This window comes from Streptomyces sp. CA-179760, from assembly GCF_050937045.1.
GTDB lineage: Bacteria > Actinomycetota > Actinomycetes > Streptomycetales > Streptomycetaceae > Streptomyces.
Map to the genome: position 1 here is coordinate 3,855,307 of NZ_JBNJLZ010000001.1, position 26,740 is coordinate 3,882,046.

Annotated in this window: 16 protein-coding genes, 2 rRNA genes and 2 pseudogenes; 7 read left to right on the plus strand and 13 right to left on the minus strand. The window is 69.1% G+C overall.

Features of this window, described 5'->3' with window-relative positions:
• Window positions 1-479: 479 nt before the first annotated feature.
• Together ACQEV8_RS17140 and ACQEV8_RS17145 are read right to left on the minus strand one after the other, a co-directional pair.
• Window positions 480-1,148 (minus strand): HAD family hydrolase, encoded by a 669-nt coding sequence (locus ACQEV8_RS17140; protein ID WP_432961056.1) that lies wholly within the window; start codon window positions 1,146-1,148, stop codon window positions 480-482.
• 90 nt (window positions 1,149-1,238) lie between these two features.
• The gene (locus ACQEV8_RS17145; RefSeq protein ID WP_432961058.1) at window positions 1,239-1,754 is read right to left on the minus strand and encodes a DUF6912 family protein; all 516 of its coding nucleotides are present in this window, start codon (window positions 1,752-1,754) and stop codon (window positions 1,239-1,241) included.
• 953 nt (window positions 1,755-2,707) lie between these two features.
• On the opposite strand from ACQEV8_RS17145, the gene ACQEV8_RS17150 reads away from it, so the two are divergent.
• On the plus strand, window positions 2,708-2,977 hold the full coding sequence (locus ACQEV8_RS17150) for an Rv3235 family protein (protein ID WP_432961060.1): 270 nt from the start codon (window positions 2,708-2,710) through the stop codon (window positions 2,975-2,977).
• A gap of 114 nt (window positions 2,978-3,091) precedes the next feature.
• Here the strand turns inward: ACQEV8_RS17150 and secA are convergent, their stop codons facing one another.
• A complete protein-coding gene (gene secA / locus ACQEV8_RS17155) occupies window positions 3,092-5,938 on the minus strand; it encodes a preprotein translocase subunit SecA (protein WP_432961062.1) in 2,847 nt (948 codons plus the stop codon).
• 279 nt (window positions 5,939-6,217) lie between these two features.
• Here secA and ACQEV8_RS17160 point away from each other — a divergent pair, with 279 nt between their 5' ends.
• Window positions 6,218-6,787: a GNAT family N-acetyltransferase gene (locus ACQEV8_RS17160; RefSeq protein ID WP_432961064.1), complete on the plus strand. Its 570-nt coding sequence runs from the start codon at window positions 6,218-6,220 to the stop codon at window positions 6,785-6,787.
• Between the two features lie 112 nt (window positions 6,788-6,899).
• Entirely contained in the window at window positions 6,900-8,072 is a 1,173-nt protein-coding gene (locus ACQEV8_RS17165; protein ID WP_432961066.1) for a winged helix-turn-helix domain-containing protein, read from the plus strand.
• A 35-nt stretch (window positions 8,073-8,107) separates the two neighbouring features.
• Here ACQEV8_RS17165 and ACQEV8_RS17170 read toward each other — a convergent pair whose 3' ends face one another.
• From ACQEV8_RS17170 to mtnA, 7 genes and pseudogenes are all read right to left on the minus strand, one after another.
• Window positions 8,108-8,854 carry a response regulator gene (locus ACQEV8_RS17170; RefSeq protein ID WP_432961068.1) on the minus strand — a complete coding sequence of 249 codons (747 nt, stop codon included), beginning with the start codon at window positions 8,852-8,854 and terminating at the stop codon, window positions 8,108-8,110.
• Window positions 8,855-9,071: 217 nt separating this feature from the next.
• Entirely contained in the window at window positions 9,072-9,767 is a 696-nt protein-coding gene (gene hpf / locus ACQEV8_RS17175; RefSeq protein WP_382584564.1) for a ribosome hibernation-promoting factor, HPF/YfiA family, read from the minus strand.
• Between the two features lie 313 nt (window positions 9,768-10,080).
• Window positions 10,081-10,980: a ComF family protein gene (locus ACQEV8_RS17180; RefSeq protein ID WP_432961070.1), complete on the minus strand. Its 900-nt coding sequence runs from the start codon at window positions 10,978-10,980 to the stop codon at window positions 10,081-10,083.
• Window positions 10,981-11,168: 188 nt separating this feature from the next.
• Window positions 11,169-13,000 (minus strand): annotated as a pseudogene (locus tag ACQEV8_RS17185) (LpqB family beta-propeller domain-containing protein).
• Window positions 12,990-15,299: an MtrAB system histidine kinase MtrB gene (gene mtrB, locus ACQEV8_RS17190; protein WP_432961072.1), complete on the minus strand. Its 2,310-nt coding sequence runs from the start codon at window positions 15,297-15,299 to the stop codon at window positions 12,990-12,992. Before mtrB ends, ACQEV8_RS17185 begins: the two are co-directional and overlap by 11 nt.
• Window position 15,300: 1 nt before the next feature.
• On the minus strand, window positions 15,301-15,990 hold the full coding sequence (gene mtrA, locus ACQEV8_RS17195; RefSeq protein ID WP_432961074.1) for a two-component system response regulator MtrA: 690 nt from the start codon (window positions 15,988-15,990) through the stop codon (window positions 15,301-15,303).
• Between the two features lie 200 nt (window positions 15,991-16,190).
• Entirely contained in the window at window positions 16,191-17,342 is a 1,152-nt protein-coding gene (gene mtnA / locus ACQEV8_RS17200; protein ID WP_432961076.1) for an S-methyl-5-thioribose-1-phosphate isomerase, read from the minus strand.
• Window positions 17,343-17,482: 140 nt separating this feature from the next.
• On the opposite strand from mtnA, the pseudogene ACQEV8_RS17205 reads away from it, so the two are divergent.
• Window positions 17,483-18,864, plus strand: a pseudogene (locus tag ACQEV8_RS17205) (glycerophosphoryl diester phosphodiesterase membrane domain-containing protein).
• Between the two features lie 37 nt (window positions 18,865-18,901).
• Here ACQEV8_RS17205 and ACQEV8_RS17210 read toward each other — a convergent pair.
• Window positions 18,902-19,600, minus strand: coding sequence for a hypothetical protein (locus tag ACQEV8_RS17210; protein WP_432961078.1), 699 nt, complete (start codon window positions 19,598-19,600; stop codon window positions 18,902-18,904).
• Between the two features lie 34 nt (window positions 19,601-19,634).
• Here ACQEV8_RS17210 and ACQEV8_RS17215 point away from each other — a divergent pair, with 34 nt between their 5' ends.
• The 3 genes from ACQEV8_RS17215 to ACQEV8_RS17225 are packed head-to-tail and all read left to right on the plus strand — an operon-like array spanning window position 19,635 to window position 23,130.
• Window positions 19,635-20,831: a DUF4350 domain-containing protein gene (locus tag ACQEV8_RS17215; protein ID WP_432961080.1), complete on the plus strand. Its 1,197-nt coding sequence runs from the start codon at window positions 19,635-19,637 to the stop codon at window positions 20,829-20,831.
• Complete coding sequence (locus ACQEV8_RS17220) at window positions 20,831-21,820, plus strand: AAA family ATPase (protein WP_432972745.1); 990 nt, start codon at window positions 20,831-20,833, stop codon at window positions 21,818-21,820. Before ACQEV8_RS17215 ends, ACQEV8_RS17220 begins: the two co-directional genes overlap by 1 nt.
• Window positions 21,820-23,130, plus strand: coding sequence for a DUF58 domain-containing protein (locus ACQEV8_RS17225; RefSeq protein WP_432961082.1), 1,311 nt, complete (start codon window positions 21,820-21,822; stop codon window positions 23,128-23,130). Before ACQEV8_RS17220 ends, ACQEV8_RS17225 begins: the two co-directional genes overlap by 1 nt.
• A gap of 75 nt (window positions 23,131-23,205) precedes the next feature.
• On the opposite strand, the gene rrf is transcribed toward ACQEV8_RS17225, so the two are convergent.
• Together rrf and ACQEV8_RS17235 are read right to left on the minus strand one after the other, a co-directional pair.
• Window positions 23,206-23,322 (minus strand): 5S ribosomal RNA (rrf, locus tag ACQEV8_RS17230).
• Window positions 23,323-23,414: 92 nt separating this feature from the next.
• Window positions 23,415-26,535: ribosomal RNA gene (locus ACQEV8_RS17235) — 23S ribosomal RNA — on the minus strand.
• Window positions 26,536-26,740: the final 205 nt, after the last annotated feature.

Genomic DNA, 26,740 nt, shown 5'->3' on the forward strand with positions numbered 1-26,740 from the left:
GACACGGGGTATCCGGTCTGTTCCGACGCTATGCCGCCAGGCGAGAGGAGCGGGGGTGTCTGAGCCATTCTTGAGCTGCTCCACGGGTGTGACGCTGCTCTCTGCGACGCCTCGGTCCCGGTGGCGCTCGGCGTCCCGGGAGTCATCGATGCCCCGTACCGCCCGCGAAGACCAGCGACCGCCGCCCGGTCACGGATGTGGTCCGTGCTCTCCGGGCGCAGGGCAGGGACGACGACGTCCCCGCGAACTATCGCGCTGATCACGCCACCAAGGCTATCGCTCCTCACAGGGCCCCCGTCATGAGCCGTATGTGTACAAAACCAGGCCTGGAAGTTTGACGTTCTGCACATTTAGCTGCGGGCAGTCGTGCCGCTAAGGGCGGCACGGGTGGGCGCAGCGGCACCCCGCTCCGCCGGGCTGCTGGCCCACCCGGCACCGGCACCAACGCCCCGGGCACCCCGAACCCCGCCCAGTTCCGGTCAGGCCGCCGCGAGCCGCTCAGCCTCCGCGACAGCCTCTTCCAACGTATCCACCACAGGCACACCCACCGCCTCCAGACTCACCCGGCTGTGCGACCCCCCGGTGTACAGCACAGCCCGAGCCCCCACATGCAGCGCGGCCACCGCGTCATCCGCCGCGTCCCCGATCACCACGGTCCGCCCCGCCTCCACCCCCGTCAGCGACGCGAGATGCCGCACCATGTGCTCGGCCTTGCTGCCACCCGACGGCCCGGTCCGCCCGTCCACCCGTATGAAGTGCGGCTCGATCCCGAACCCTCGCACCAACGGCACGAGCTCATCGTGCACATACATGCTCAGAATCGACTGGCTGCGCCCCGCCGACCGCCACTCCGACAGCAGCTCCACGGCCCCCGCCGTCAGCCCGCACGCCACCCGGTGCTCGGCGTAGTACCGATGGAAGATCTCATCCATGGCCTCCCACTCGGCCTCGGTCGGCAGCCGCCCCATCAGCCGCTCGTAGAACTTCGGCACCGGCACGCAGTACAACTCTCGGTACTTCTCCAGCGTCAGCGGCTCCAGCCCCAGCTCGGCGAAGGCCGCGTTCGTCGCCCCGATGATCGCGTCGATGTCATGGAACAGCGTCCCGTTCCAGTCCCAGACGATGTGCGCGTCCGTCTTCATCCCCATGCCCGAAAACGTACCCGCCCCCACTGACAATCAAGAGACCGGCGCCTCAACGCGCCCCCGGGCGCCCGGGCGCCCGGGCGCCCGGGCCGCTCAGTCTCCCTGCCCCACCAGATTCGGGATCTCCTGCGTGGCGAACCACAGCAGTTCGTGGTCCTCGGCTCCGTCCACGACGAACTGCGCGTCGTCGTCCCCGGCGTCCGCCGCCCCCAGCGCCGCGGCAGCCGCCGTCACATCGGCCTCCGCGTCATCCGCGTCGACATGCACGGCCGCCGCCCTGGCCAGCGCCACGGCACCCGAAACCCGTACCTCCCCGAGCGCCGCCTGATCGAGCCCCCGGTCGGGATCGACACTCGCGACCCGGTCGGGCACGTCCACGGCCACCACGACCCGGCGCCGCGGCACGCCCGGCTCGATCGCCAGCAGCCGCAGGGAGGCCAGCGCGGCCCGGTTCAGCGCCGCGTACTCCAGTTCCTCGATGTCGTCGGAGACGTACCACTCCCGCAGCGCGGGCGTCACGGCGTACGCCACGAACGGCCCGGCTCCCAGCTCACCCGTTTTGTGCGCCTCGGCGAGGCCGGGGAGGGTCAGGGGCACGTAGACACGCATGGCTGGCCGCTTTCGTGGTCGGTTTCATGGCCGGAGGGCTCAGAAGGCCCCGGAGGGCCTCCAGGATACGTGCGGGGGTCCCCTTTCGAGTTCCGGCCCGTGACGCCGTAGACGTCCACTCCGGGCCCGGAATTCACCCGGCACCGTCCGGTACCGACTGGCTCCACAGCCCTCAGATCACCCGGATAGGTGAACATTCCGGCACCCGCGACCCGAGGCCCACTCCCTTGCTCATGCCCCCGCCCGCCGCGTACAAGATCACCAACCCGAAGTTACTCACCGGTATCCATCGGCCCACGAAACGGGGACCCTCATGAACAAGGTCATGACCAGGGCACAACACCGCCCGACGAACCACCCCCCAGCCCACCCCGCCCCGGCCGCCCCGGCGGACCCACCTCCCGCACCCCTGACGGCACCGCACCACGCACTCCCAGCGCCCCTGACCCGCGCACTCCCAGGGGCACCACCCCACGCACCTCTGGCCAAGCCGCCCCGCGCACCCCCGGCAGCACCTCGCCACCCCCTCCCGGCCACACCGCCTCACACACTCCCAGGGGCACCACCCCACGCACCCTCAGCAACACCACCTCACGCACTCCCGCCGGCGCAGCCCCTCCGCGCACCCCCGGCGGAGGCCCCGCCCGCACCACGGCCGCCGGGGACCGTCCCCGGCCTCCGGCCGCACCAGGACCGCCCGCACCCGCCCCGCGGACACCCGCCCACCGACCCCCTCCCGCACTCGCACAGCGCCCCGGCCGGCGCCCGGCACCCGCGCGGCACCCCGTCCGACACCCGGCAGCCCCACAGGTACAGACACCACGCCCCGCGTCCCGGCCCAAAGCCCCCGCCGACCGGTCCCGCACCACCCGCTCCCCCAGCCGCTCCTCCCCACCGACCTCTTCGCCGACCTCCTGCTCGCCGTCCTCAGCGGCCACCGCCCCGTCCACTCGATGCTCCGCCACACCCGGGGCCGCGCCTACGACGAACTGGCCTGGCTCGCCGAACGCGGCCCCCTGCGCACCCGCGGCGCCCGCCCCGTCGTCCGGGACATCGGCTGGTACGAGCCCCGCGCCGGCGCCATCGAGGCCTTCGCCCGCATCGGCACCGGCGACCGGCTCCGCGCCATGGCCTTCCGCCTGGAACTCGGCCAGGACCTCCGCTGGCGCTGCACGGCGGTGGAACTGGGCGGCCCCCGCCCACCCCGCCCAGAGGCCTGCTGAGGGGCTGAAGGCCTGAGGGCCCAGCCGAGCAACGAACAGCCACAGGCAAGCCGAAGGGCCGGACACCCCCTCGGGTGCCCGGCCCTTCAAGCCGCTACGGTGCCGCAGCCGGCGTCACTTCTTACGGCGCCCCCGGCCCTTCGCCTGCTTCCGGCGCTCGGCGCGCGTGAGGCCGTCGGACTCGGAACGCACCGGCTCGCCGTCCTCGGTGAAGTCGCCCTCGATGGTGCCGCCCTCACCGTCGACCGTCGGCGCGGAGAAGTGGAGGTTGCGCCGCTGCGGGACGTCGAGGCCCTTGGCGCGGATCTCCGGCCGCGAGCCCGCCTGCGCCGGCACCGCGTCCTGCTTCTCCAGGTCGGCCACCGGCTTGGTGTCCTCGACCGGGACCTCCTCGACCTGCTGCTCGACCTGGACCTCCAGGTTGAACAGGTAGCCGACGGACTCCTCCTTGATGCCCTCCATCATCGCGGTGAACATGTCGAAGCCCTCGCGCTGGTACTCGACCAGCGGGTCCTTCTGCGCCATCGCGCGCAGGCCGATGCCCTCCTGGAGGTAGTCCATCTCGTAGAGGTGCTCGCGCCACTTGCGGTCCAGGACCGACAGCACGACCCGGCGCTCCAGCTCACGCATGATCTCGGAGCCGAGCTGCGCCTCACGCCCCTCGTACTGCTCGTGGATGTCGTCCTTGATGGAGTCGCCGATGAACTCGGCGGTCAGGCCCGCCCGGTCACCGGCGGCCTCCTCCAGCTCCTCGATCGTGATCTTGGACGGGTACAGCTGCTTGAACGCACCCCACAGCCGGTCGAGGTCCCAGTCCTCCGGGAAGCCCTCGGCCGTCTCCGCCTGGACGTAGGCGTCGATGGTGTCGTCCATGAAGTGCTGCACCTGCTCGTGCAGGTCCTCGCCCTCCAGGACGCGGCGCCGCTCGCCGTAGATGACCTCACGCTGGCGGTTGAGGACCTCGTCGTACTTGAGGACGTTCTTACGGGTCTCGAAGTTCTGCTGCTCGACCTGCGACTGGGCGGAGGCGATCGCGCGCGTGACCATCTTGTTCTCGATCGGCACGTCGTCGGGGACGTTCGCCATCGACATCACGCGCTCGACCATCTGGGCCTTGAACAGCCGCATCAGGTCGTCGCCGAGCGAGAGGTAGAAGCGGGACTCGCCCGGGTCGCCCTGACGGCCGGAACGACCGCGCAGCTGGTTGTCGATCCGCCGCGACTCGTGGCGCTCGGTGCCCAGCACGTAGAGCCCGCCGAGCCTCTCGACCTCGTCCTTCTCGGCCTGGACGGCCTTCTCGGCCCGCTTGAGCGCCTCGGGCAGGGCGTGCGCCCACTCCTCGATGTGCTCCTCGGGGTCGAGACCGCGCTGGCGCAGCTCCGCCTCGGCGAGGTCCTCGGGGTTGCCGCCGAGCTTGATGTCCGTACCACGGCCGGCCATGTTCGTGGCCACCGTGACGGAGCCCTTGCGTCCGGCCTGGGCGACGATCGTCGCCTCACGGTCGTGCTGCTTGGCGTTCAGCACCTCGTGCTGGATGCCGCGCTTGCTGAGCTGCTGCGAGAGGTACTCGGACTTCTCGACCGAGGTGGTGCCGACGAGGATCGGCTGCCCCTTGCGGTGCTTCTCCTCGATGTCGTCGACGACCGCCTCGAACTTGGCGACCTCGGTCCGGTAGATCAGGTCCGACTGGTCCTTGCGGACCATCGGCCGGTTCGTCGGGATGGGCACCACGCCGAGCTTGTAGATCTGGTGGAACTCGGCGGCCTCGGTCATGGCCGTACCGGTCATGCCGCACAGGCCGGGCTGTTCCTTCTCGTTGTGGTCGTGGCGCTTGTAGAGACGGAAGAAGTTCTGGAGGGTGATCGTGGCGAGCGTCTGGTTCTCGTCCTTGATCGGCACCCCTTCCTTCGCCTCGATCGCCTGGTGCATGCCCTCGTTGTAGCGGCGGCCCGCGAGGATACGTCCAGTGTGCTCGTCGACGATCATGACCTCGTCGTCGATGATGACGTAGTCCTTGTCCTTCTTGAAGAGCTCCTTGGCCTTGATGCCGTTGTTCAGGTAGCCCACCAGCGGCGTGTTCACCGACTCGTAGAGGTTGTCGATGCCCAGCCAGTCCTCGACCTTGGCGACACCGGACTCGTGGATGGCGACCGTGCGCTTCTTCTCGTCGACGTCGTAGTCGCCGGTCTCCTCGAGACCCTTGAGCGGCTGGCCGGCCTCGCCGCGCTTGAGGCGCTTCACCAGCTTGGCGAAGTCCCCGTACCACTTGGTGGCCTGGTCGGCCGGGCCGGAGATGATCAGCGGCGTACGGGCCTCGTCGATGAGGATGGAGTCGACCTCGTCGACGATGGCGAAGTTGTGGCCGCGCTGGACGAGCTCGTCCTGGGACCACGCCATGTTGTCGCGCAGGTAGTCGAATCCGAACTCGTTGTTCGTGCCGTACGTGATGTCGCAGGCGTACTGCTCGCGGCGCTGAGCCGGCGTCATGTTGGCGAGGATGCAGCCGACCTCGAGGCCCAGGAACCGGTGGACACGGCCCATCATCTCGGAGTCGCGCTCGGCCAGGTAGTCGTTGACCGTGATGATGTGGACGCCCTTGCCGGACAGCGCGTTCAGATACGCCGGCAGCGTGCCGACGAGGGTCTTGCCCTCACCGGTCTTCATCTCGGCCACGTAACCCATGTGCAGCGCGGCGCCGCCCATCATCTGCACGTCGTAGTGACGCTGGCCGAGGACACGCTTGGCGGCTTCGCGGACGGTGGCGAACGCCTCGGGCAGCAGGTCGTCCAGGGTCTCGCCGTCGGCGTAGCGCTGCTTGTACTCATCGGTGAGGGCGCGCAGCTCGGCGTCGGAGAGGTCGACGAAGTCCTCTTCGATGGAGTTGACCTGGTCCGCGATGCGGTGCAGCTTGCGCAGGATCTTGCCTTCGCCTGCACGCATGATCTTCGAGAGGACGGACACGGGGGTTGGTCTCCTTGCCGGTCGGGCCTGGGACGGTCGCTTACCACTTGACTTACTGAGCAACGGCCATCGTATGCGAGGACCCCACCGCGCCGGGAGTGCCTGCCGTGACGGCGACCGTCCGCTGCTTCAATTCTGATTCACGGCTGCTTCATAGGGGACAACGTCCGGGCGCCGCGGATAGTGCCGCATCCCCCGACCGAATTAAGCGAAGCGTGATATGGCGCTCACCCACCGCAAACGGATGACACCTTCGACGACCTCCGAGAGGATCGGCCGATGGACCCCGTCACCCTCACCACGGACCGCCTCCTGCTGCGCACGGTCGGCCCCCATGACACCGACGCGGTGTACGACGCCTGCCAGGACCCGGACATCCGGCGCTGGACCACGATCCCCTCGCCCTACCTCCGCGAGCACGCCCAGGGCTTCACGGAGCAGATGGTCCCGGACGGCTGGGCGGACGGCTCCATGTTCACTCTCGGCGCCTTCCTCCACTCCGGAGAACTCGCGGGCATGCTCGGCATCACCATGCGCGCCCTGGGCGTCGGCGAGATCGGCTTTTGGGCCACGAAGGTGCACCGCTCCAACGGCTACATCACGGAGGCCGTCCTCACCGCCTGCCGCTGGGCCTTCGTCCATGCCGCGCTCGACCGCGTCGAATGGCGCGCCGAGGTCGGCAACCACGCCTCCCGCGCCGTGGCGGAACGCTCCGGCTTCACCATCGAGGGCACCCTGCGCGCCGCCGTCAACAACAAAGGAGTCCGCCGAGACTCCTGGGTGGGCTCCCTCCTCCCCTCAGACCTGGGCCTCCCCTCAACGGCGCCGTACCTACCGGCGCCGGCTTAGCTGCTGAGCTGCTGAGCTGCTGAGCTGCTGGCGTCATGTGCTGTCATCCGCCAGCAGCTCACAACCCCCAGCTCACCCACCACTGTCAGTCCCACCCCCTATCGTGCGGGCCATGACCACCCCGCCCCCCACCGCGCAGCTATCCGCAGACGAGGCCCGCCGCTTGGCGCTCCGCGCCCAAGGCTTCCTCGGCGCCCCAGACCGCCGCTCCGGCGTCCGCGGCATCCTCCGCCACCTGGGCGCGATACAGCTCGACACCATCTCCGTCCTGGCCCGCTCCCACGAGCTCGTCCCGTACGCCCGCCTGGGCGCGGTAGGCCGAAAGAACGTCGAGAACGCCTACTGGAAGGACACGCACGCCTTCGAGTACTGGTCCCACGCGGCCTGCATCCTCCCCATCGAGGAGTGGCCCCACTTCGCCTTCCGCCGCCGCGCCTACCGCAACCGCCCGCACTGGAACCACGACCTCCCGGACGGCGTCTACGACCAGGTCATCAAGCAGCTCCGCTCCGAAGGCCCCCTCACCGCGACGGAGTTGGGCGGCGCGAAGAAGACGAACGACTGGTGGGACTGGTCCGGCACGAAGGTCGCCGTCGAACGCGCCCTGATGTACGGCGAGGTCGTCTGCGTCGAGCGCCGCGGCTGGAAGCGCCTCTACGACCTCGCCGAGCGCGCCATCCCGCAGCCCCTGCTGCACGACGAACTCGATGACACCGAGTGCCTGCGCCGCCTGGTCCGCCTGGCGGGCCAGTCCCTCGGCGTGGGCACCCGCGCGGACATCGCCGACTACCACCGCCTCAAGGGCGAACAGGTCGACGCGGTGATCGCCGACTCGGGCCTGGTCCCGGTCACGGTCGAGGGCTGGTCCAAGCCGGCCTGGGCCGACCCCGCGGCCCTGGAGACACCTCCGCGCGGCCGCCACCGCACCACCCTTCTGTCGCCCTTCGACTCCCTGATCTGGGAGCGGGCGCGCACGGAGCGGATCTTCGGCTTCACCCACCGCCTGGAGGCCTACGTCCCCAAGCAGAAGCGGGTGCACGGCTACTTCGCGATGCCGGTCCTGGCCGGCGGCCGGCTCGTCGGCCGCGTGGACCCGGCCCGCGAGGGCGGCACGCTGGTGGCCAGGCAGGTCACGCTCGACGGCCCGAAGGCGGTCCCGGGCGTCGCCCAGGCCCTGGCCGAGGCCGCGACCTGGGTGGGCTGCGCCGACGTGCGCGTGGAGCGGGTCGACACACCGGCCCTGCGCGAGCCCCTCACGAAGGAGATCGCCCGCATCCTCGGCTGAGCACTACCGGATCACTGATTCACCGCTTCACCACTTCACCGAATCTCGAGAATCTTTTCCCGCATCGCGTACACCACCGCCTCCATCCTGGAGTGCAGCTGCAGCTTCTCCAGGATGTTGCGCACATGGTTCTTCACGGTGTTCTCGGAGATGAACAACTCCTTGGCGATGTCACGGTTGTTCATCCCCGTCGCGACGAGTTTGAGGACTTCGAGTTCCCGGTCCGTCAGCCGCGGCGCGGGCACCAGCCGGCGTTCGTCCGTGCGCTGGATCATCGACTTGAACTCGGTGAGCAGCTTCGACGCCATGGACGGGCTGATCTGCGACTGCCCGTCGGCCACCGCGCGAATGGCGGTGGCCACCTCGTCCGTCGAGATCTCCTTGAGGAGATAGCCGGTCGCACCCGCCTTGATGGCGTCGTAGAGATCGGCTTCCTCATCGCTGATCGTCAGCATGATGATCTTGGCGCTGGGTGCGACTTCCTTGATGGAGGTGCACGCCTCGATCCCGCCCCGCTTGGGCATCCGCACGTCCATCAGAACGATGTCGGGCAGCAGGTCGGCGGCCTTCTCCACGGCCTCGGCGCCGTCGCCGGCCTCCCCGATGACCTGGATGTCCTCCTCGGCCGCGAGCACGATCTCCAGGCCACGGCGGAACAGTGCGTGGTCGTCCACCACAAGGACTCTGATCGGTTCCTTGCGTGGAGAGTCCGTGGCCGGGCCCATGCCGACGACGCCGTCGTCGGCACCCTCGTCACGCATCGGTCCGAAGCTGTCCGCCATCGTTCCTCCCCCTGAAGGCTGTGGCCTGAGGTCCTGAGCCATCGCCAACCCAGAGCAACGACCCACCGGTTGGGTCGCTGCCACCATGATTTCATGCCCGGACGGCACCGGGGCGACCGAGCAGGGCGCGCAGCGGTCGCACAGGGGTGCCCCTGGGGGCGCACACGCGCTCCAGGGGCACCTGCTCCACTGTCACCCGGCTGGTCCCGCGACCCGGTCAGCCTCCGAGCGCACCGCCCGCGTCGGGGGCGTGCACCTGGGTGACCATCGTGTCCGTGCTGAGGTGGATCACGCCGTAGTCGTATGCGTGCCGCCGGTAGACGACACTCGGTTCCTTGGTCTCGGAGTCGACGAACAGGTAGAAGTCGTGCCCGACCAGCTCCATCTCGTAGAGAGCCTGGTCAAGGGTCATGGGCGCTGCGACGTGGGTCTTCTCGCGGACGACGATGGGGCCGTCGCCCTGTACCTCCAGCGAGCCGATCTTCTTCGTGGGCACGGCCTCCGGCTCTTCCTCCGGAGTCGGCACCAGGCCGTTGCCGTTGAGCGTCGCCACGCCCGGGACGTGATCGGCGACCTCGGCGGCCGGGATCCGGCGCGAGCCACGGCGCGAGAACCGCTTGTCGTGTTGCCTGCGCAGCCGGGCTTCCAGCTTCTCCGCCGCCAGGTCGAGCGCCGCGTACGGATCGCTCGCCGCTGCCTCCGCCCGGATCACCGGACCGCGGGAGCGGAGCGTGATCTCCACTCGGTCACAGCGGTCGGCCTGCCGGGGGTTGGGCTCCTTGGACACCTCGACGTCGAGGCTGATCACCTTGCCATCGAGCTTCTGGATCTTCTCCAGCTTCAGCTTCTCGGCCACGTGCTTCCGGAACCGCTCGGGCACCTCGGTCTTGCGGCCCTTGACGACGATGTCCACGCAGAACTCCGTTCCCGGATCACTCCGCTTCGGTGCGGAGCATCTCCCTTTTGCACCAGGTTCCGGTGAGGCCCGGAACCTCGGACACTCGGTGACTTCCACCTCCTCCCCCGTGAGCGAGACCTCCACTCCACCGTCGCGAGTGATGAAGAAAAACCCGCTGCACGGCATTCGGTTTTGAGAGGTGTGGCCTGCGGCTTTCCCTCTCAACCGAACATATCTCGCCCGGACGGATGTCGTCACCCTCTACTGCGGCGTACCTCCGTTCAGGTGAATAGGCCCTCTCGCTACCTGCAACGACGCAAGTTCTCAGTCAGTTCCGGTTTATTTCGAAAGAGTCCGGCGATGCCGCGACCACAGCCGCGCACACCACGTCAACGACTCCGCCGGCGCCGCCCGCGCCCGTGATTCCCTGCCGGGCGGGCCATCGGCCCGTCCTCTCTCGCGTTGATCCGACGTTCTGTTCTTCTCTGCTTTCCCACGTCTCTCCCCTGTACACGGCCCCAGTACCCGCAGCGTTCGAAACCAGCCCCGCCGCCGACCGCACGGCACGCGCGGCTTCCGTCAGGGACGCCCCCGTGGTCATCACATCGTCGACGAGGACGACCAGACCCTCGGAAAGCAGCCGGGCCCCACCGGGCACCAGCGTCAGCGCGCCCGCGAGATTGTCCAGCCGCTGCCGGGAGTTGAGCCCCGACTGGTCGGCCACGGCCCGCCGCTGCCGCAGCACGCCGAGCGCCCTGGCCGGCACCCCGCTCCGCCGCAGCTCGCCCGCCGCCGCGAGCGCGATCCGCCGCGCCGGATCATGCCCCCGGGCCCGCACGGCCCGCCGCCCGGACGGAATCGGCACGAGCAGCACGGGCGCCCCGCGGCCCCGCGACCGCGCCCCTCCGGCACCGGCCCACGGCCCACTCCGAGCTCCCGCGAGCCCCGCCCGTACCGCTCCCGCCAGAGCGGTCCCGAGCGGACCGGCGAGCGCCAGAGCACCCCGTTCCTTGTGGGCCAGCAGCGTCGCCCGGACCTCGTCCGCGTACCGTGCCGCCGCGTGCACCACCGGCAGCCCCGATGGCTCCGGCACCGGCCGCACCCGATGCGCCACGGCTCCGCCCAGCACCGCACGGCACTTCGCGCACAGCACCGTACGAGGCGCCCCGCAGCCCCCGCACTCACCCGGCAGCACCAGGTCGGTGAGGTCCTGCCACCACCCCCGCATGACCACCACTGTGCCAACAGCGAGGGTCCTCGGCCACCCCTGTGGATAACTCCCTGTGGACAACGCGTCGCCCCGAGCCGACGGCCGGCTTCCACCGGCGCCCGCCAGGACCCACCGCATCCCACCACCGGGACGTTTCACGGCGGACAAACCGGCGCGATGAACAAACCGGCGCCATAAAGCGGCGCTCACCCCGGATAGACCGGCGCCGTCCCCTCCGTCACCTTCTGCCACTGCGCGCCCGACGGCAGCCGGACGATCCCGTCCACCGAGTACGCCACCAGCGGCAGCCGGTCGTCCTCGGAGGCGGTGACCTCCTTGACGCCGGTCAGGGCCGCGGGCGCCGGCACGTCCGGCGTGGAGCCGTCGACCTGGACGTATCGCATCTGCTCCACGCCCCCGTGCTCGCGCCCGACCACCACGAGCCGGCTGTCCCCGGCCCACGACATGGCCGTGACCTCCTCCAACTCCGGCGTCGCGGAGCGAAGTTCGACCACCCTGACGGCCGGCTTCTCGCCCGGCTTGTCCTCCCGCTCGATCAGCCCGATGAGCAGGGTCTTCTTGCCGCCCTTCTCCACGACGAGCGCGATCCGCACCCCGTCGGCGGCCACCCGCACGGACTGGATCCGCCCGTCCAGGTGCGGCGTGCGCACCTCCAGCGGATCGCCCTTGCCCTCCGCGAGCAGTATCAGCCGGGGATTGTCCGGGTCACGGTCGGCCACCCACAGGCCGTCGTCGGCGTCCCAGCTGGGTGTCGTCAGCCGGTCCTCCTCGGTCCGGCCCTGGCTGCGCAGCACCGGCTCGCCCAGCGAACCGCCCGAGACCAGCGACCCCACGTACAGCGACCTGCCGTCGAGCCCGACACCGGCGGCGGTGTGCTCGTCACGCGACACAGCCACCGACCGCAGCGCCGTGTCGCCCTCGCCCAGCGCCCCCGGCGCCGTGTCCGGCTCGGTGTCGCTGCTGCCCGCCGGCATCCGTACGAGCCGGTCCTTGGCGTCGACGAAGTACAGGTAGTCGGGGTGGCGGGCCGAGGGCCGGAAGGCCGCCGCGTCGGCTGCTTCCTGCGTGAGCGAGCACAGCTCGGCCCCGCCGGCCCGCAGCTCGACCTCGTCCACCGCGGGGCTGAGGTTGCGCAGTGTGAAGAGCATCTGGGCCGCGATCTCCTGGCACCTGTTGGTGCCCATGCCGGCGGCCTTGTCGTTGAGCGGGACCGTCAGCTTGTTCCGCTCGTCGGGCGTCAGCGCTCCGGTGTCCTTCGCCAGAGCCGTACCGGTGGGGACGCTCGACCTGACCACGGGCCCGAGCCACCGCGTGGGCCCGTTGAGCAGGGAGCGCACCATCTGCGTCATGGGGTCCACGCGGCGGCGGACGTAGACAGGGTCGGCGACCGCCGTGGGCTGCGTGTTCGCCCCGGCCGCCATGGTGTTCGAGGCGAAGTAGTACTTGTTGACGGACATGTAGTTGCGCTGGAAGTCCGACTGGCCCATGAGGACGCCCTGCGGCAGCACATCGATCCGCCACTGCCCGCTCTTCTTGTCCTGCGTCAGGTGCACGGTCCTGCCGTAGGCCCCGGTCGCGGGCGCGTACGACTGCTGCGCGTCCACGGTGGCCACCTTGGTGCCGGTCAGCGTGTACGAGATCTCGCCGGTGTCCTCCCGGCCGCCCGCGCCCTCGGCCTTGGCGCCCGGCCCGTCCGTGAGCACCGTGGTGGACAGCTCCGGCCGCCAGGTCTTCGCGGCCTCACCGGTCAGGTACTGACGCGCGGTCTTGTAGTGCGGATCGTCGCTGGTGAGCGCCTCCAGGAAGCCCTGCACGATCTCCGAGGGCGGCGCGTCCTCCCCGGCGGCACGGCGAACACCCGCACCTGGGAGTCCTGGCGCGGTGTGGACTCCACTCCCCGCAGATCCCCGCTGTCCGGCATCGAGGCGCACCCCGCCAGCACCAGCACGCCACCGGCGGCGTACGCCATCACGCGCGCGGGCGTACGCCGACCGCGCCCCTCGCGGTCAGCGGCCACGAGATGCCTCCCCTTGCCTGTCCGCGTCTCCCGGCTCGGGTTCCCTGCCCGAGTCCGCGGAGCCGTTGTCCTTGTCCCGCGGCCGTCCCACGACCGGTTCCCGGGACGTCCCCGCAGGGCCACTGCCGGCCCCGTCATGAGTCGTTCCGGCCGAATCGCCCGCACCCGCACCCCCGTCACGAGCCGTTCCGGCCGTTTCACCCGCGCCCTCGTCACGAGCCGACCCCGCCGAACCACTCACACCGCCGGTACCGACCGTGCCCGCCGGGCCCTCACCGCGGGCCGACTGCTCCCCTGCCCCCGGGCCGTCCTGCCGCCGCGTGCCCGAGGCGGGCCGCGGCACCACGCGCGCGCCGTTGCCCGGCAGCGCCGTCGGATCGGCCGTGGGGGCCACGGCGGCCGCCCGCGGCGGTATCGGGTTACGCGCCGGACCCGGCGGCACCGGACCGCCCGCCGGCTGCGCCGGCACGGTCGCCCGCTTCTCGCCGTCCCCGCCGCCGCACGGCAGACCCGCGTCGTCGAGCCCCCGGTTGCGCCGTGAGTCCTTGGGCTCCAGCGGTATCGGCGATCCTCGCAGCGGCTCGTCCGCGGTCCTGGGCAGCGTCAGCCGGAACTGCGAGCCGCCGCCCGGCTCACCCCACGCCTGCAGCCAGCCGCCGTGCAGCCGCGCGTCCTCCAGGGCGATGGACAGCCCCAGTCCCGTACCACCCGTGGTACGCGCGCGTGCCGGGTCGGCCCGCCAGAAGCGGCTGAACACCCGGGTCGCCTCGCCCGGCTTCAGCCCGACCCCGTAGTCCCGCACCGCGACGGCGACCGCTCCGCCGGCCGCGGCGAGTTTGACGACGACGTCCCTGCCCTCACCGTGCTCGACGGCGTTCACGACGAGGTTACGCAGCACGCGCTCCACACGCCGGGCATCGGCCTCGGCGACGACGGACTGCTGGTCGCCGGAGACCCGGATCTGCGTGCCCTTGCGCTCCGCGAGCGGCTCGGCCCCGCTGACCACCCGCCGCACGACCTCCCTGAGGTCTATCGGCTCCGCCTCCAGCGCCGCGGCACCCGCGTCGAAACGGCTGATCTCCAGCAGGTCCGCGAGCAGCGACTCGAACCGGTCCAGCTGGTCGGCGAGCAGCTCAGCCGACCGCGCGGTGATCGGATCGAAGTCCTCGCGCGCCTCATGGATGACGTCCGCCGCCATCCGTACGGTCGTCAGCGGCGTACGCAGCTCGTGCGACACGTCCGACACGAACCGGCGCTGCATGCGCGACAGGTCCTCCAGCTGGCTGATCTTCAGCTGAAGGTTCTGCGCCATCTTGTTGAAGGCCTCGCCGAGCCGTGCGATGTCGTCCTCGCCGGTGACCTTCATACGTTCCTGAAGCCGCCCGGCCGACAACCGCTCGGCGATCCCCGCCGCCATCCGCACCGGCGTCACGACCTGGCGCACCACCAGCCAGGCGATGGCCCCGAGCAGCACGACGACGAACAGCCCGGCCGTCGCCAGAGTCCCCTTGACCAGGCTCAGCGACTTCTCCTCCTGAGTGAGCGGGAAGAGGTAGTAGAGCTGGTACGGATCGCCGTTCGGGTCGTTGACCTGCTTGCCGATGACCAGGGCGGGCTGCGAGTCCTTGGTGTCGTTGTTGTAGATGACCCGGCTGTAGCTCTGCGCGGCCGCCGTACTGCTGCCGATCCGCTCCCGCAGCGCCGCGGGCACGCTCCTGCTCCAGTCCACCTCACCGGAGGCACGCGGACCGCGCCCGCCCGCACCGTCGGCGTCGGAAGCCGGAAGCGTGACCACGTCAAAGGCGCCCTGCCCGCCACTGGACAGCGAGGACACCAGATCACTCATCCACTGGATGACGTTCTGCGCGGGACGGCCGTCCGCCGTGGCGACATCGTCGCCGGTCCCGCTCGCCGCCTCGTCGGCCCGCTGCTTGGCCACCGCGAACCCGCCGGTGGCCTGGCTCTGGGACGCCTTCACCTTGGCGTCCAGCAGGCCGTTGCGCACCTGCCCGATGACGACGAAGCCCAGCAGCAGCACCACACCGAGCGACATCAGCAGCGTCGTGACGACGACCTTGAGCTGGATGTTGCGCCGCCACAGCCGCATGACGGGCAGCAGCGGCCGGCGCACCCACCGCATGAACAGACGGATGACCGGGCTGCCCTGAACTCCGCCCTGAAGCAGCAGCCCGCTCTCCAGGAACCGTCCCCAGCGGGAACCCGCCTTCTTCCGCCCGACAGGCCGCCCCGGGCGGGCCCCGGACCGTCCGGGCGCCGAAGCGGCACTGTCGCCGGACATGTCAGCTCGGTCCTGCCTTGTACCCGACGCCACGGACGGTCACCACGATCTCCGGCTTCTCCGGGTCCTTCTCGACCTTGGAGCGCAGCCGCTGCACATGCACGTTGACCAGCCGCGTGTCCGCCGCGTGCCGGTAGCCCCACACCTGCTCCAGCAGCACCTCGCGCGTGAACACCTGCCACGGCTTGCGCGCGAGCGCGACCAGCAGGTCGAACTCCAGCGGCGTCAGCGCGATCGACTGCCCGTCCCGCTTCACGGAGTGCCCGGCCACATCGATGACGAGGTCACCGATGGCGAGCTGCTCCGGAGCGGGCTCCTCCGACCTCCGCAGCCGCGCCCGGATCCGGGCAACCAGCTCCTTCGGCTTGAACGGCTTCACGATGTAGTCGTCGGCGCCGGACTCCAGGCCCACGACGACGTCGACCGTGTCGCTCTTGGCCGTGAGCATCACGATCGGCACCCCGGACTCCGCCCTGATCAGGCGGGCCACCTCGATGCCGTCCCGGCCGGGCAGCATCAGATCCAGCAGCACCAGATCGGGCTTGGCCTCACGGAAAGCGGCCAGCGCCTTGTCACCGTCAGCCACGAAAGACGGCTCAAAACCCTCACCACGCAGCACGATGCCGAGCATCTCGGCCAGTGCGGTGTCGTCGTCGACGACAAGGACTCGTCCCTTCATAAACGACATCATCCCATTCTCATAACAGTGGCGAAGGCAGTGGTGAGGTAGGTCACCGGCCAGTGACCATAGTCGCAGCAAGCGCCACTGTCTGCCCTCGCCCACCCGTTATCGAACTCGACGACGCCCGCTGACCGGGCCCCCGGCCCACAGCCAAGGGACGAGACGGCTGGAGCCGCCCCGCCCCGCACACACCCCGGCAGCTGTCCGACTCAGCCCGTCGCCACCCTGCGCGACCGCGCACACACCTCGGCGAGCGCCTCAGCCGTCACCGGCGACACCACACCCTCCTCCGTGACGATCGCCGTCACCAGCTCGGCCGGAGTCACGTCGAACGCCGGGTTGTAGGCCTGCGTCCCCAGCGGCGCCACGGGAATGCCACCCCCCGCCTCCGCCACACCGGCCACCGGCACATGCGGCGCCACCAGCTCGGTCACCTCGTGACCGGGACGCTGCTCGACCTCGATGGACGCCCCTTCCGCGGTGTCCAGATCCACTGTCGTCACCGGCGCCACCACGATGAACGGCACATGGTGGTACCGCGCCAGCACCGCCAGCGGATAGCTCCCCACCTTGTTCGCGACCGAGCCGTCCGCCGTGATGCGGTCCGCCCCGATCAGCACCGCGTCCACCTCCCCGGCGGCGAACAACGACCCCGCCGCATTGTCGGTGAGCAGCGTGTACGCCATCCCGCCGCGCGCAGCCTCGTACGCCGTCAGGCGGGCACCCTGCAGCAACGGACGCGTCTCGTCCACCCACAGCCGCCGCAGCCGGCCCGCCCGATGCGCCGCGAGCGCCACCGCGAACGCCGTCCCCTCCCCGCCCGACACCAGCGAACCGGTGTTGCAGTGGGTGAGGACCCGGTGCCCGCCACCGGGCAGCAGCTCGTCCAGCAGCGTCAGCCCGTGCTCGGCCATCCGCGTACTGGCCTCGGCGTCCTCCCGGTGCAACTGCCGCGCCGCGGCCAGTGCAGCCGAGGCCGCCTGCCTGACATCACCGCCCTTGGCGAGCGCCGCCTCATGGGCCGAGTGCGCCCGGCGCACACCGAGCGATAGGTTCACCGCGGTCGGCCGGGCACTCGCCAGCGCGGCGGCGGCCTCGTCCACGTCGAAGCCCCGCACGGCGGCGAGCGCGACACCGTACGCCCCCGCGATACCGAGCAACGGCGCCCCGCGCACGGCGAGCGAGCGGATCGCCTCCACCAGCGTGGACGCGTCCGTACAGACCAGTTCGACCTCCTCGGCCGGCAGCCTCGTCTGGTCGAGAAGGACCAGAACGGGTCCTTCCGGTGGCTCCTCCCAACGGATCGCGGGAATCTCGGTCGGCCGCTTGTCATCGCCGCTGTACGCGTACTGATCAGCCATGCGGTCAGTCTGCCCCCTATGGAGCGGACAATTGAAGGTACGCAGCCCATACCGCGGCCGGTCATTCCAAGACCACCCCATGGCACGATGGCTGCCAACCTGCCGCCGCGACCGCGGTCGGGCACCGTGAAGGAGCGACGATGAACGACACTCCGGGCTGGGCCTCGCCCGGATCCGCCCCGTCCGACGGACAGCAGCCGGACCCGTCCGGCGCTGCCGAGCCCGCCGACCGCCCCGGCCCAGCACAGCCCGCGGACCAGCCCGGCCAAGCGGGCCAGTCCGGCCAAGCGGGCCAGTCCGGCCAGGCCCTGCAGGGCCCCGGCCCGCAGTGGTCCAAGGACCAGCCGCCCCCGCCCAGTGGTCCGCCCCCAGCGGCCCGACCGTCCCCGGCCAGGCTCCCCCGCCCCCACCCCCCGGCCCGGGCTGGGGCACCCAGCCTCCCGGCGGCCACGGCCCTGGCGGATACGGCCCCGTAGGCCCCGGCGGATACGGCAACCCCGGCGCCTACGGCGGCTGGGGCGGCCCCCCGCCCGCCGCCAAACCCGGCATCATCCCGCTCCGCCCCCTCGGCGTGGGCGAGATCCTCGACGGCGCCGTCTCCACCATGCGCACCTACTGGCGCACGGTCCTCGGCATCTCCCTGACCGTCGCGGTCCTCACCGAGATCATCGTCGTCCTGTTCCAGGGCCTCGTCCTGGACAACTCCAGCACCGATGCCCTCAACGACCCGAGCGCCACCCTCAGCGAGCTGAGCCGCGCCATGAGCGACGCCCTGCTCAACTCCAGCGTCGTCTTCGTGATCTCCCTGGTCGGCACTGTCATCGCGACCGCGCTGCTCACCACCGTCACCAGCCGCGCCGTACTCGGCAAGCCGGTGACCATCGGCGAGGCCTGGCGGGACGCCCGCCCTCAGGTCGTCAAACTGTTCGGCCTCATCTGCCTGTTGCTGCTCATCACCGCCGGCATCGTCACCATGGGAACCCTGCCCGGCATTCTCATCACCGCCTCCGGGGGCACCGGGCCAGGCGTCGCCCTCACCGTCCTGGGCGTCATCGGCGCCGGCATCGTCGCCCTCTGGCTGATGATCCGCTTCTCCCTGGCCTCGCCCGCCCTGATGCTGGAGAAGCAGGGCATCAAGAAGGCCATGAGCCGCTCCGCGAAGCTGGTCCAGGGCACCTGGTGGCGGATCTTCGGCATCCAGTTGCTCGCCACGATCATCGCGAACGTCGTCGCCTCGATCATCGTCATCCCGTTCACCTTCCTCGCCGCAGCCCTCAGCGGCGACGGCATCACCGGCTGGCTCAACAGCGGCGGCGCCGGTCTCGGCTGGACATTCCTCATCGTCAGCGGCATCGGCGCGGTGATCGGCTCCATGATCACCTTCCCGATCACCGCCGGTGTCACCGTGCTCCTCTACATCGACCAGCGCATCCGCCGCGAGGCCCTCGACCTCGAACTGGCCCGCGCCGCAGGCGTCCAGGGCTACGGCCCCAACGTCCCCGGCGCCACCCCGGGGAGCTGATGCGGTGAGCTGGGCGGGGGAACCTCTCACAACAGCACTACCACGCACCGCCATACGAACACTGCTGCACGCCGCCGACACCTCCGTACTGTCGGCGGCGCGCTCCACCGACGAGCCGCCCCTCACCACCCCACGCGACCCCGCGCGTGAGGCGGCCCGACGCGAGCTGTCCAAGCGGATGTACCACGAGAACGACCCCAGCCTGTTCCAGCGCGCCCTCGACGCCTTCTGGGACTGGCTCGGCAAACTGTTCAACGCCGCCTCGTCCGCGACACCCGGCGGCGCACTCGGCCTGGTCGTCATCATCCTGGCGGTCCTCGCGGTCCTGGGCGCCCTGTGGTGGCGCCTGGGCACCCCGCGCCGCAGGCCCACCTCGTCCGCCGCCCTGTTCGACGACCGCCCCCGCAGCGCCGCCGACCACCGCGCCGCCGCCGAGGCACACGCCGCCCAGGGCCACTGGAACCAGGCCGTCCAGGAACGCACGCGGGCCCTCGTCCGTGCCCTGGAGGAACGCGCACTCCTCGACGTCCGCCCCGGCCGCACCGCCGACGAGGCAGCCGCCGAAGCCGGCCGGGCCCTGCCCGCCCACACCGACCGACTGCGCGCCGCCGCCCGGGACTTCGACGACGTGACGTACGGCGGCCGCTCGGCGACCGAGCAGTCGTACCACCGCATCGCCGAACTCGACCGCGACCTGGAACGCACCAAGCCCCAGCTCGCTACCAGCAGCGCCCACAGCACGGCCCCCGCACCCACCAGGGAGCCGCCGAATGACCACCGAGGCCACGCTCCCGTCCACCTCGGCCTCGCCCACCGCCCGCCAGGTGTGGACCCGCACGCGCGGCATCGCGCTCGCCCTCGTACTGCTCGTCGTGGCAGCCATCGCCATCGCCGTGATCCGCTCCGACGCCCGGCACGGCGAACTCGACCCGCGCTCCGCCGACCCGGGCGGCAGCCGTGCCGTCGCCGAACTCCTCGCCGACCGTGGCGTGGACACCCGCGTGGTGACCACCCTGGACGAGGCAGCCGCCGCCTCCGGCCCGGACACGACCCTCCTGGTCGCCACCCCCGACCTCCTGACCCGAAGTCAGCAGTCCCGCCTGCACGACTCTTTCGCCGACTCCGGCGGCCGCACCGTCCTGGTCGCCTCCGGCAGCGCCTCCGTCGAACGGCTCGCCCCCGGCGTCACCGCCGACCCCGCCACGAGCCTCGACTCGACGCTCGCCCCCGACTGCGACCTGCCCGTCGCCCAGCGCGCCGGCACCGCCGACACGGGCGGCGTCCGCTACACCACCACCCACCTCGACGCCGACCAGTGCTACCCCAGCGAGCGCCTGGCCACCCTGCTGCGCATCCCGGACACGACCGGAAACGGCGACACCGTCGCCCTCGGCGCACCCGACATCCTCCTCAACGACCGCCTCGACCAGCAGGGCAACGCCTCGCTCGCCCTCCAACTCCTCGGCTCCCGAACCCATCTGGTCTGGTACCTCCCCTCGCTCTCCGACACGTCGGCCACCGGCACCGACGACGAACGCGGCTTCTTCGACCTGCTCCCCTCGGGCTGGCTCTGGGGCACACTGCAACTCTTCATCGCCGCAGCCCTGGCCGCCCTCTGGCGGGCACGCCGGCTAGGCCCCCTCGTGCCCGAAAACCTCCCCGTCGCGATCCGCGCCTCCGAAACCGCCGAAGGCCGCGCCCGCCTCTACCGCAAGGCCGACGCTCGCGACCGCGCGGCAAACGCTCTTCGCTCCACGACCCGCACCCGCCTCGCCCCCCTCACCGGCGTCCCCGTCACCCAGGCGCACACGCCCGAGGCCCTGCTCCCCGCCCTGCCCGCCTACCTCCACGGCGACGGCCAGGACCTGCACACCCTCCTCTTCGGCCCAGCGCCCAGCACCGACGCAGCACTCATCGCACTCGCCGACCGACTCGACGCCCTCGAAAGAGAGGTACGCCGTCCATGATGGACCCGACCACTGACAACGCCGGGCAGACCGGGGACCCGGGCACCGCCCGAGCCGCCCTGGAGGCCCTGCGCGCCGAGATCGCCAAGGCCGTGGTCGGCCAGGACCCCGCCGTGACCGGCCTCGTCGTCGCCCTGCTCTGCCGCGGCCACGTCCTCCTCGAAGGCGTCCCCGGCGTCGCCAAGACCCTCCTGGTCCGCGCCCTCGCCTCGGCCCTCGAACTCGACACCAAGCGCGTCCAGTTCACCCCCGACCTCATGCCGAGCGACGTGACGGGCTCCCTGGTCTACGACACCCGCTCCGCCGAGTTCTCCTTCCAGCCCGGCCCGGTCTTCACCAACCTCCTCCTCGCCGACGAGATCAACCGCACGCCCCCCAAAACCCAGTCGTCCCTCCTGGAAGCCATGGAGGAACGCCAGGTCACGGTCGACGGCACCCCCCGCCTCCTCCCCGACCCGTTCCTGGTCGCAGCGACCCAGAACCCGGTCGAATACGAAGGCACCTACCCCCTCCCGGAAGCCCAGCTGGACCGCTTCCTCCTCAAACTCACCATCCCCCTCCCCTCCCGCCAGGACGAGATCGACGTCCTCACCCGCCACGCCGAGGGCTTCAACCCACGCGACCTCCACGCCGCCGGCGTACGCCCCGTCGCGGGCCCCGCCGACCTGGAGGCAGCCCGCGCGGCAGTCGCCAAGACGGCGATTTCCCCCGAGATCACCGGCTACGTCGTCGACATCTGCCGCGCCACCCGCGAGTCACCGTCCCTCACTCTCGGCGTCTCCCCCCGAGGCGCCACGGCCCTCTTGGCCACCGCCCGCGCCTGGGCCTGGCTCACTGGCCGCGACTACGTCATCCCGGACGACGTGAAGGCCCTGGCCCTCCCCACCCTCCGCCACCGCGTACAACTCCGCCCGGAGGCCGAAATGGAAGGCGTGACGGCCGACTCCGTCATCAACGCGATCCTCACCCACGTCCCCGTCCCCCGCTGATGGCACTCACCGGACGCGCCGCCCTCCTCGCGGCCCTGGGCTCCGTCCCCGTCGGCATCTGGGAACCCGGCTGGACGGGCATCCTGGCGGTCAACGCCCCCCTGGCCCTGGCCTGCGCCTGCGACTTCGCACTCGCCGCCCCCGTACGACGCCTGGGCCTGACCCGCTCCGGCGACACCTCGGTACGCCTGGGAGACACCGCGGACGTGACTCTCACGATCACCAACCCGTTCCACCGCCCCCTCCGCGCCCAGCTGCGCGACGCCTGGCCCCCCAGCAGCTGGCAGCAGGGCACGGAAACGACGGCCTCCCGCCACCGCCTCACCGTCCCCGCAGGCGAACGCCGACGCGTGACGACCCGCCTCCGCCCCACCCGCCGGGGCGACCGCCAAGCCGACCGGGTCACCATCCGTTCGTACGGCCCCCTCGGCCTCTTCGCCCGCCAGGGCACCCACAAGGTCCCTTGGACGGTTCGCGTCCTGCCCCCGTTCACCAGCCGCAAGCACCTGCCCTCAAAACTGGCCCGCCTCCGCGAACTGGACGGTCGCACCAGCGTGCTCACCCGCGGCGAGGGAACCGAATTCGACAGCCTCCGCGAGTACGTCCCAGGCGACGACACCCGCTCCATCGACTGGCGCGCCACAGCCCGCCAGTCCGCAGTCGCCGTACGCACCTGGCGCCCCGAACGCGACCGCCACATCCTCCTTGTCCTGGACACCGGCCGCACCTCGGCCGGCCGCGTGGGCGACGCACCCCGCCTCGACGCCTCCATGGACGCGGCCCTCCTGCTCGGGGCTCTCGCATCCCGAGCCGGCGACCGCGTCGACCTTCTCGCCTACGACCGCAGGGTCCGCGCCCTCGTCCAGGGCCGAACCGCAGGCGACGTCCTCCCATCCCTGGTCAACGCGATGGCCACACTCGAGCCAGAGATCGTCGAAACGGACTCCCGAGGCCTCACTGCCACCGCCCTCCGTACGTCCCCCCGCCGCTCCCTGATCGTCCTGCTCACCACCCTGGACACGGCCCCCATCGAAGAAGGCCTGCTCCCGGTCCTGTCGCAGCTCACCCAGCGCCACACGGTCCTACTGGCATCGGTGGCCGACCCGCACATCACCGAAATGGCCAAAGCGCGCGGAAGCACCGACGCCGTCTACGAGGCCGCAGCAGCAGCCCAGGCACAGTCCGAACGCCACCGCACGGCAGAACAACTCCGTCGTCACGGCGTCACGGTCGTGGACGCGCCCCCGGACGACCTCGCGCCGGCACTGGCGGATACGTACTTGGCATTGAAGGCAGCCGGACGCCTTTGACATTCAGGGCCCGTGAGGGCCCTGAAACGCAGAAAACCCCCGTATCCGAAGATACGGGGGTTTCCTATAAAAATTGTTCGGCGGCGTCCTACTCTCCCACAGGGTCCCCCCTGCAGTACCATCGGCGCTGAAAGGCTTAGCTTCCGGGTTCGGAATGTAACCGGGCGTTTCCCTAACGCTAAAACCACCGAAACACTATGAAACTGTTGAACTGCCGCACCACACCATCACCTGGCATGGGGCTGTTCGTGGTTTCAGAACCAACACAGTGGACGCGAGCAACTGAGGACAAGCCCTCGGCCTATTAGTACCGGTCAACTCCACACGTTACCGTGCTTCCATATCCGGCCTATCAACCCAGTCGTCTACTGGGAGCCTTACCCTCTCAAGGAGGTGGGAATACTCATCTCGAAGCAGGCTTCCCGCTTAGATGCTTTCAGCGGTTATCCCTCCCGAACGTAGCCAACCAGCCATGCCCTTGGCAGAACAACTGGCACACCAGAGGTTCGTCCGTCCCGGTCCTCTCGTACTAGGGACAGCCCTTCTCAATATTCCTACGCGCACAGCGGATAGGGACCGAACTGTCTCACGACGTTCTAAACCCAGCTCGCGTACCGCTTTAATGGGCGAACAGCCCAACCCTTGGGACCGACTCCAGCCCCAGGATGCGACGAGCCGACATCGAGGTGCCAAACCATCCCGTCGATATGGACTCTTGGGGAAGATCAGCCTGTTATCCCCGGGGTACCTTTTATCCGTTGAGCGACGGCGCTTCCACAAGCCACCGCCGGATCACTAGTCCCGACTTTCGTCCCTGCTCGACCCGTCGGTCTCACAGTCAAGCTCCCTTGTGCACTTACACTCAACACCTGATTGCCAACCAGGCTGAGGGAACCTTTGGGCGCCTCCGTTACTCTTTAGGAGGCAACCGCCCCAGTTAAACTACCCATCAGACACTGTCCCTGATCCGGATCACGGACCCAGGTTAGACATCCAGCACGACCAGACTGGTATTTCAACGACGACTCCACCCACACTGGCGTGCGAGTTTCAAAGTCTCCCAGCTATCCTACACAAGCCGAACCGAACACCAATATCAAACTGTAGTAAAGGTCCCGGGGTCTTTCCGTCCTGCTGCGCGAAACGAGCATCTTTACTCGTAGTGCAATTTCACCGGGCCTATGGTTGAGACAGTCGAGAAGTCGTTACGCCATTCGTGCAGGTCGGAACTTACCCGACAAGGAATTTCGCTACCTTAGGATGGTTATAGTTACCACCGCCGTTTACTGGCGCTTAAGTTCTCAGCTTCGCCAAGACGAATCTTGACTAACCGGTCCCCTTAACGTTCCAGCACCGGGCAGGCGTCAGTCCGTATACATCGCCTTACGGCTTCGCACGGACCTGTGTTTTTAGTAAACAGTCGCTTCTCGCTGGTCTCTGCGGCCACCCCCAGCTCACCGAGTAAATCGGATCACCGGACGTGGCCCCCCTTCTCCCGAAGTTACGGGGGCATTTTGCCGAGTTCCTTAACCATAGTTCACCCGAACGCCTCGGTATTCTCTACCTGACCACCTGAGTCGGTTTAGGGTACGGGCCGCCATGAAACTCGCTAGAGGCTTTTCTCGACAGCATAGGATCATCCACTTCACCACAATCGGCTCGGCATCAGGTCTCAGCCACAAGTGATCCGGATTTACCTAGACCACGGCCTACACCCTTACCCCGGGACAACCACCGCCCGGGATGGACTACCTTCCTGCGTCACCCCATCACTCACCTACTAACCGCTTGGTTCGGCGGCTCCACCACTTTCCTTTCCCCGAAGGGTCCGGAACGGCTTCACGGCCTTAGCATCACGATGCTCGATGTTTGACGCTTCACAGCGGGTACCGGAATATCAACCGGTTATCCATCGACTACGCCTGTCGGCCTCGCCTTAGGTCCCGACTTACCCTGGGCAGATCAGCTTGACCCAGGAACCCTTAGTCAATCGGCGCACACGTTTCTCACGTGTGAATCGCTACTCATGCCTGCATTCTCACTCGTCAACCGTCCACAACTCGCTTACGCGGCTGCTTCACCCGGCAGACGACGCTCCCCTACCCATCACGATCCCCGTTGGGGGTATATATCGCAATGACACGACTTCGGCGGTACGCTTGAGCCCCGCTACATTGTCGGCGCGGAATCACTAGACCAGTGAGCTATTACGCACTCTTTCAAGGGTGGCTGCTTCTAAGCCAACCTCCTGGTTGTCTCTGCGACTCCACATCCTTTCCCACTTAGCGTACGCTTAGGGGCCTTAGTCGATGCTCTGGGCTGTTTCCCTCTCGACCATGGAGCTTATCCCCCACAGTCTCACTGCCGCGCTCTCACTTACCGGCATTCGGAGTTTGGCTAAGGTCAGTAACCCGGTAGGGCCCATCGCCTATCCAGTGCTCTACCTCCGGCAAGAAACACACGACGCTGCACCTAAATGCATTTCGGGGAGAACCAGCTATCACGGAGTTTGATTGGCCTTTCACCCCTAACCACAGGTCATCCCCCAGGTTTTCAACCCTGGTGGGTTCGGTCCTCCACGAAGTCTTACCTCCGCTTCAACCTGCCCATGGCTAGATCACTCCGCTTCGGGTCTTGAGCGTGCTACTGAAACGCCCTGTTCGGACTCGCTTTCGCTACGGCTTCCCCACCCGGGTTAACCTCGCAACACACCGCAAACTCGCAGGCTCATTCTTCAAAAGGCACGCAGTCACGAGATGGAAGCAAGCTTCCATCCGACGCTCCCACGGCTTGTAGGCACACGGTTTCAGGTACTATTTCACTCCGCTCCCGCGGTACTTTTCACCATTCCCTCACGGTACTATCCGCTATCGGTCACCAGGGAATATTTAGGCTTAGCGGGTGGTCCCGCCAGATTCACACGGGATTTCTCGGGCCCCGTGCTACTTGGGTGTCTCTCAAACGAGCCGTTGACGTTTCGACTACGGGGGTCTTACCCTCTACGCCGGACCTTTCGCATGTCCTTCGCCTACATCAACGGTTTCTGACTCGTCTCACGGCCGGCAGACCGTAAAAGAGAGATCCCACAACCCCGTATACGCAACCCCTGCCGGGTCTCACACGCATACGGTTTGGCCTCATCCGGTTTCGCTCGCCACTACTCCCGGAATCACGGTTGTTTTCTCTTCCTGCGGGTACTGAGATGTTTCACTTCCCCGCGTTCCCTCCACTTGCCCTATGTGTTCAGGCAAGGGTGACAGCCCATGACGACTGCCGGGTTTCCCCATTCGGAAACCCCCGGATCAAAGCCTGGTTGACGACTCCCCGGGGACTATCGTGGCCTCCCACGTCCTTCATCGGTTCCTGGTGCCAAGGCATCCACCGTGCGCCCTTAAAAACTTGGCCACAGATGCTCGCGTCCACTGTGCAGTTCTCAAACAACGACCAGCCACCCATCACCCCACCCTTACCAGGTGAGTGCACTGGGGCCGGCGACTGAGGAAAAATTCGTTCCCTCAGACACCCAACAGCGTGCCCGACACACTCCCCGCTCCCCTCAACGTTCCACACTCAAAGAGCAGTACTAGAAGGAGAAGACGATCAAGTGTGC

Excerpts from the sequence above, each read along its gene's own strand:
- ACQEV8_RS17140 (WP_432961056.1), bottom strand. The coding sequence starts at position 1,148 with ATGGGGATGAAGACGGACGCGCACATCGTCTGGGACTGGAACGGGACG.
- ACQEV8_RS17215 (WP_432961080.1), top strand. The coding sequence starts at position 19,635 with ATGACCACCGAGGCCACGCTCCCGTCCACCTCGGCCTCGCCCACCGCC.
- ACQEV8_RS17170 (WP_432961068.1), bottom strand. The coding sequence starts at position 8,854 with ATGGCGGACAGCTTCGGACCGATGCGTGACGAGGGTGCCGACGACGGC.
- mtrB (WP_432961072.1), bottom strand. The coding sequence starts at position 15,299 with ATGTCCGGCGACAGTGCCGCTTCGGCGCCCGGACGGTCCGGGGCCCGC.
- ACQEV8_RS17220 (WP_432972745.1), top strand. The coding sequence starts at position 20,831 with ATGGACCCGACCACTGACAACGCCGGGCAGACCGGGGACCCGGGCACC.
- ACQEV8_RS17145 (WP_432961058.1), bottom strand. The coding sequence starts at position 1,754 with ATGCGTGTCTACGTGCCCCTGACCCTCCCCGGCCTCGCCGAGGCGCAC.
- mtnA (WP_432961076.1), bottom strand. The coding sequence starts at position 17,342 with ATGGCTGATCAGTACGCGTACAGCGGCGATGACAAGCGGCCGACCGAG.
- ACQEV8_RS17180 (WP_432961070.1), bottom strand. The coding sequence starts at position 10,980 with ATGCGGGGGTGGTGGCAGGACCTCACCGACCTGGTGCTGCCGGGTGAG.
- ACQEV8_RS17165 (WP_432961066.1), top strand. The coding sequence starts at position 6,900 with ATGACCACCCCGCCCCCCACCGCGCAGCTATCCGCAGACGAGGCCCGC.
- mtrA (WP_432961074.1), bottom strand. The coding sequence starts at position 15,990 with ATGATGTCGTTTATGAAGGGACGAGTCCTTGTCGTCGACGACGACACC.
- ACQEV8_RS17225 (WP_432961082.1), top strand. The coding sequence starts at position 21,820 with ATGGCACTCACCGGACGCGCCGCCCTCCTCGCGGCCCTGGGCTCCGTC.
- ACQEV8_RS17160 (WP_432961064.1), top strand. The coding sequence starts at position 6,218 with ATGGACCCCGTCACCCTCACCACGGACCGCCTCCTGCTGCGCACGGTC.
- ACQEV8_RS17150 (WP_432961060.1), top strand. The coding sequence starts at position 2,708 with ATGCTCCGCCACACCCGGGGCCGCGCCTACGACGAACTGGCCTGGCTC.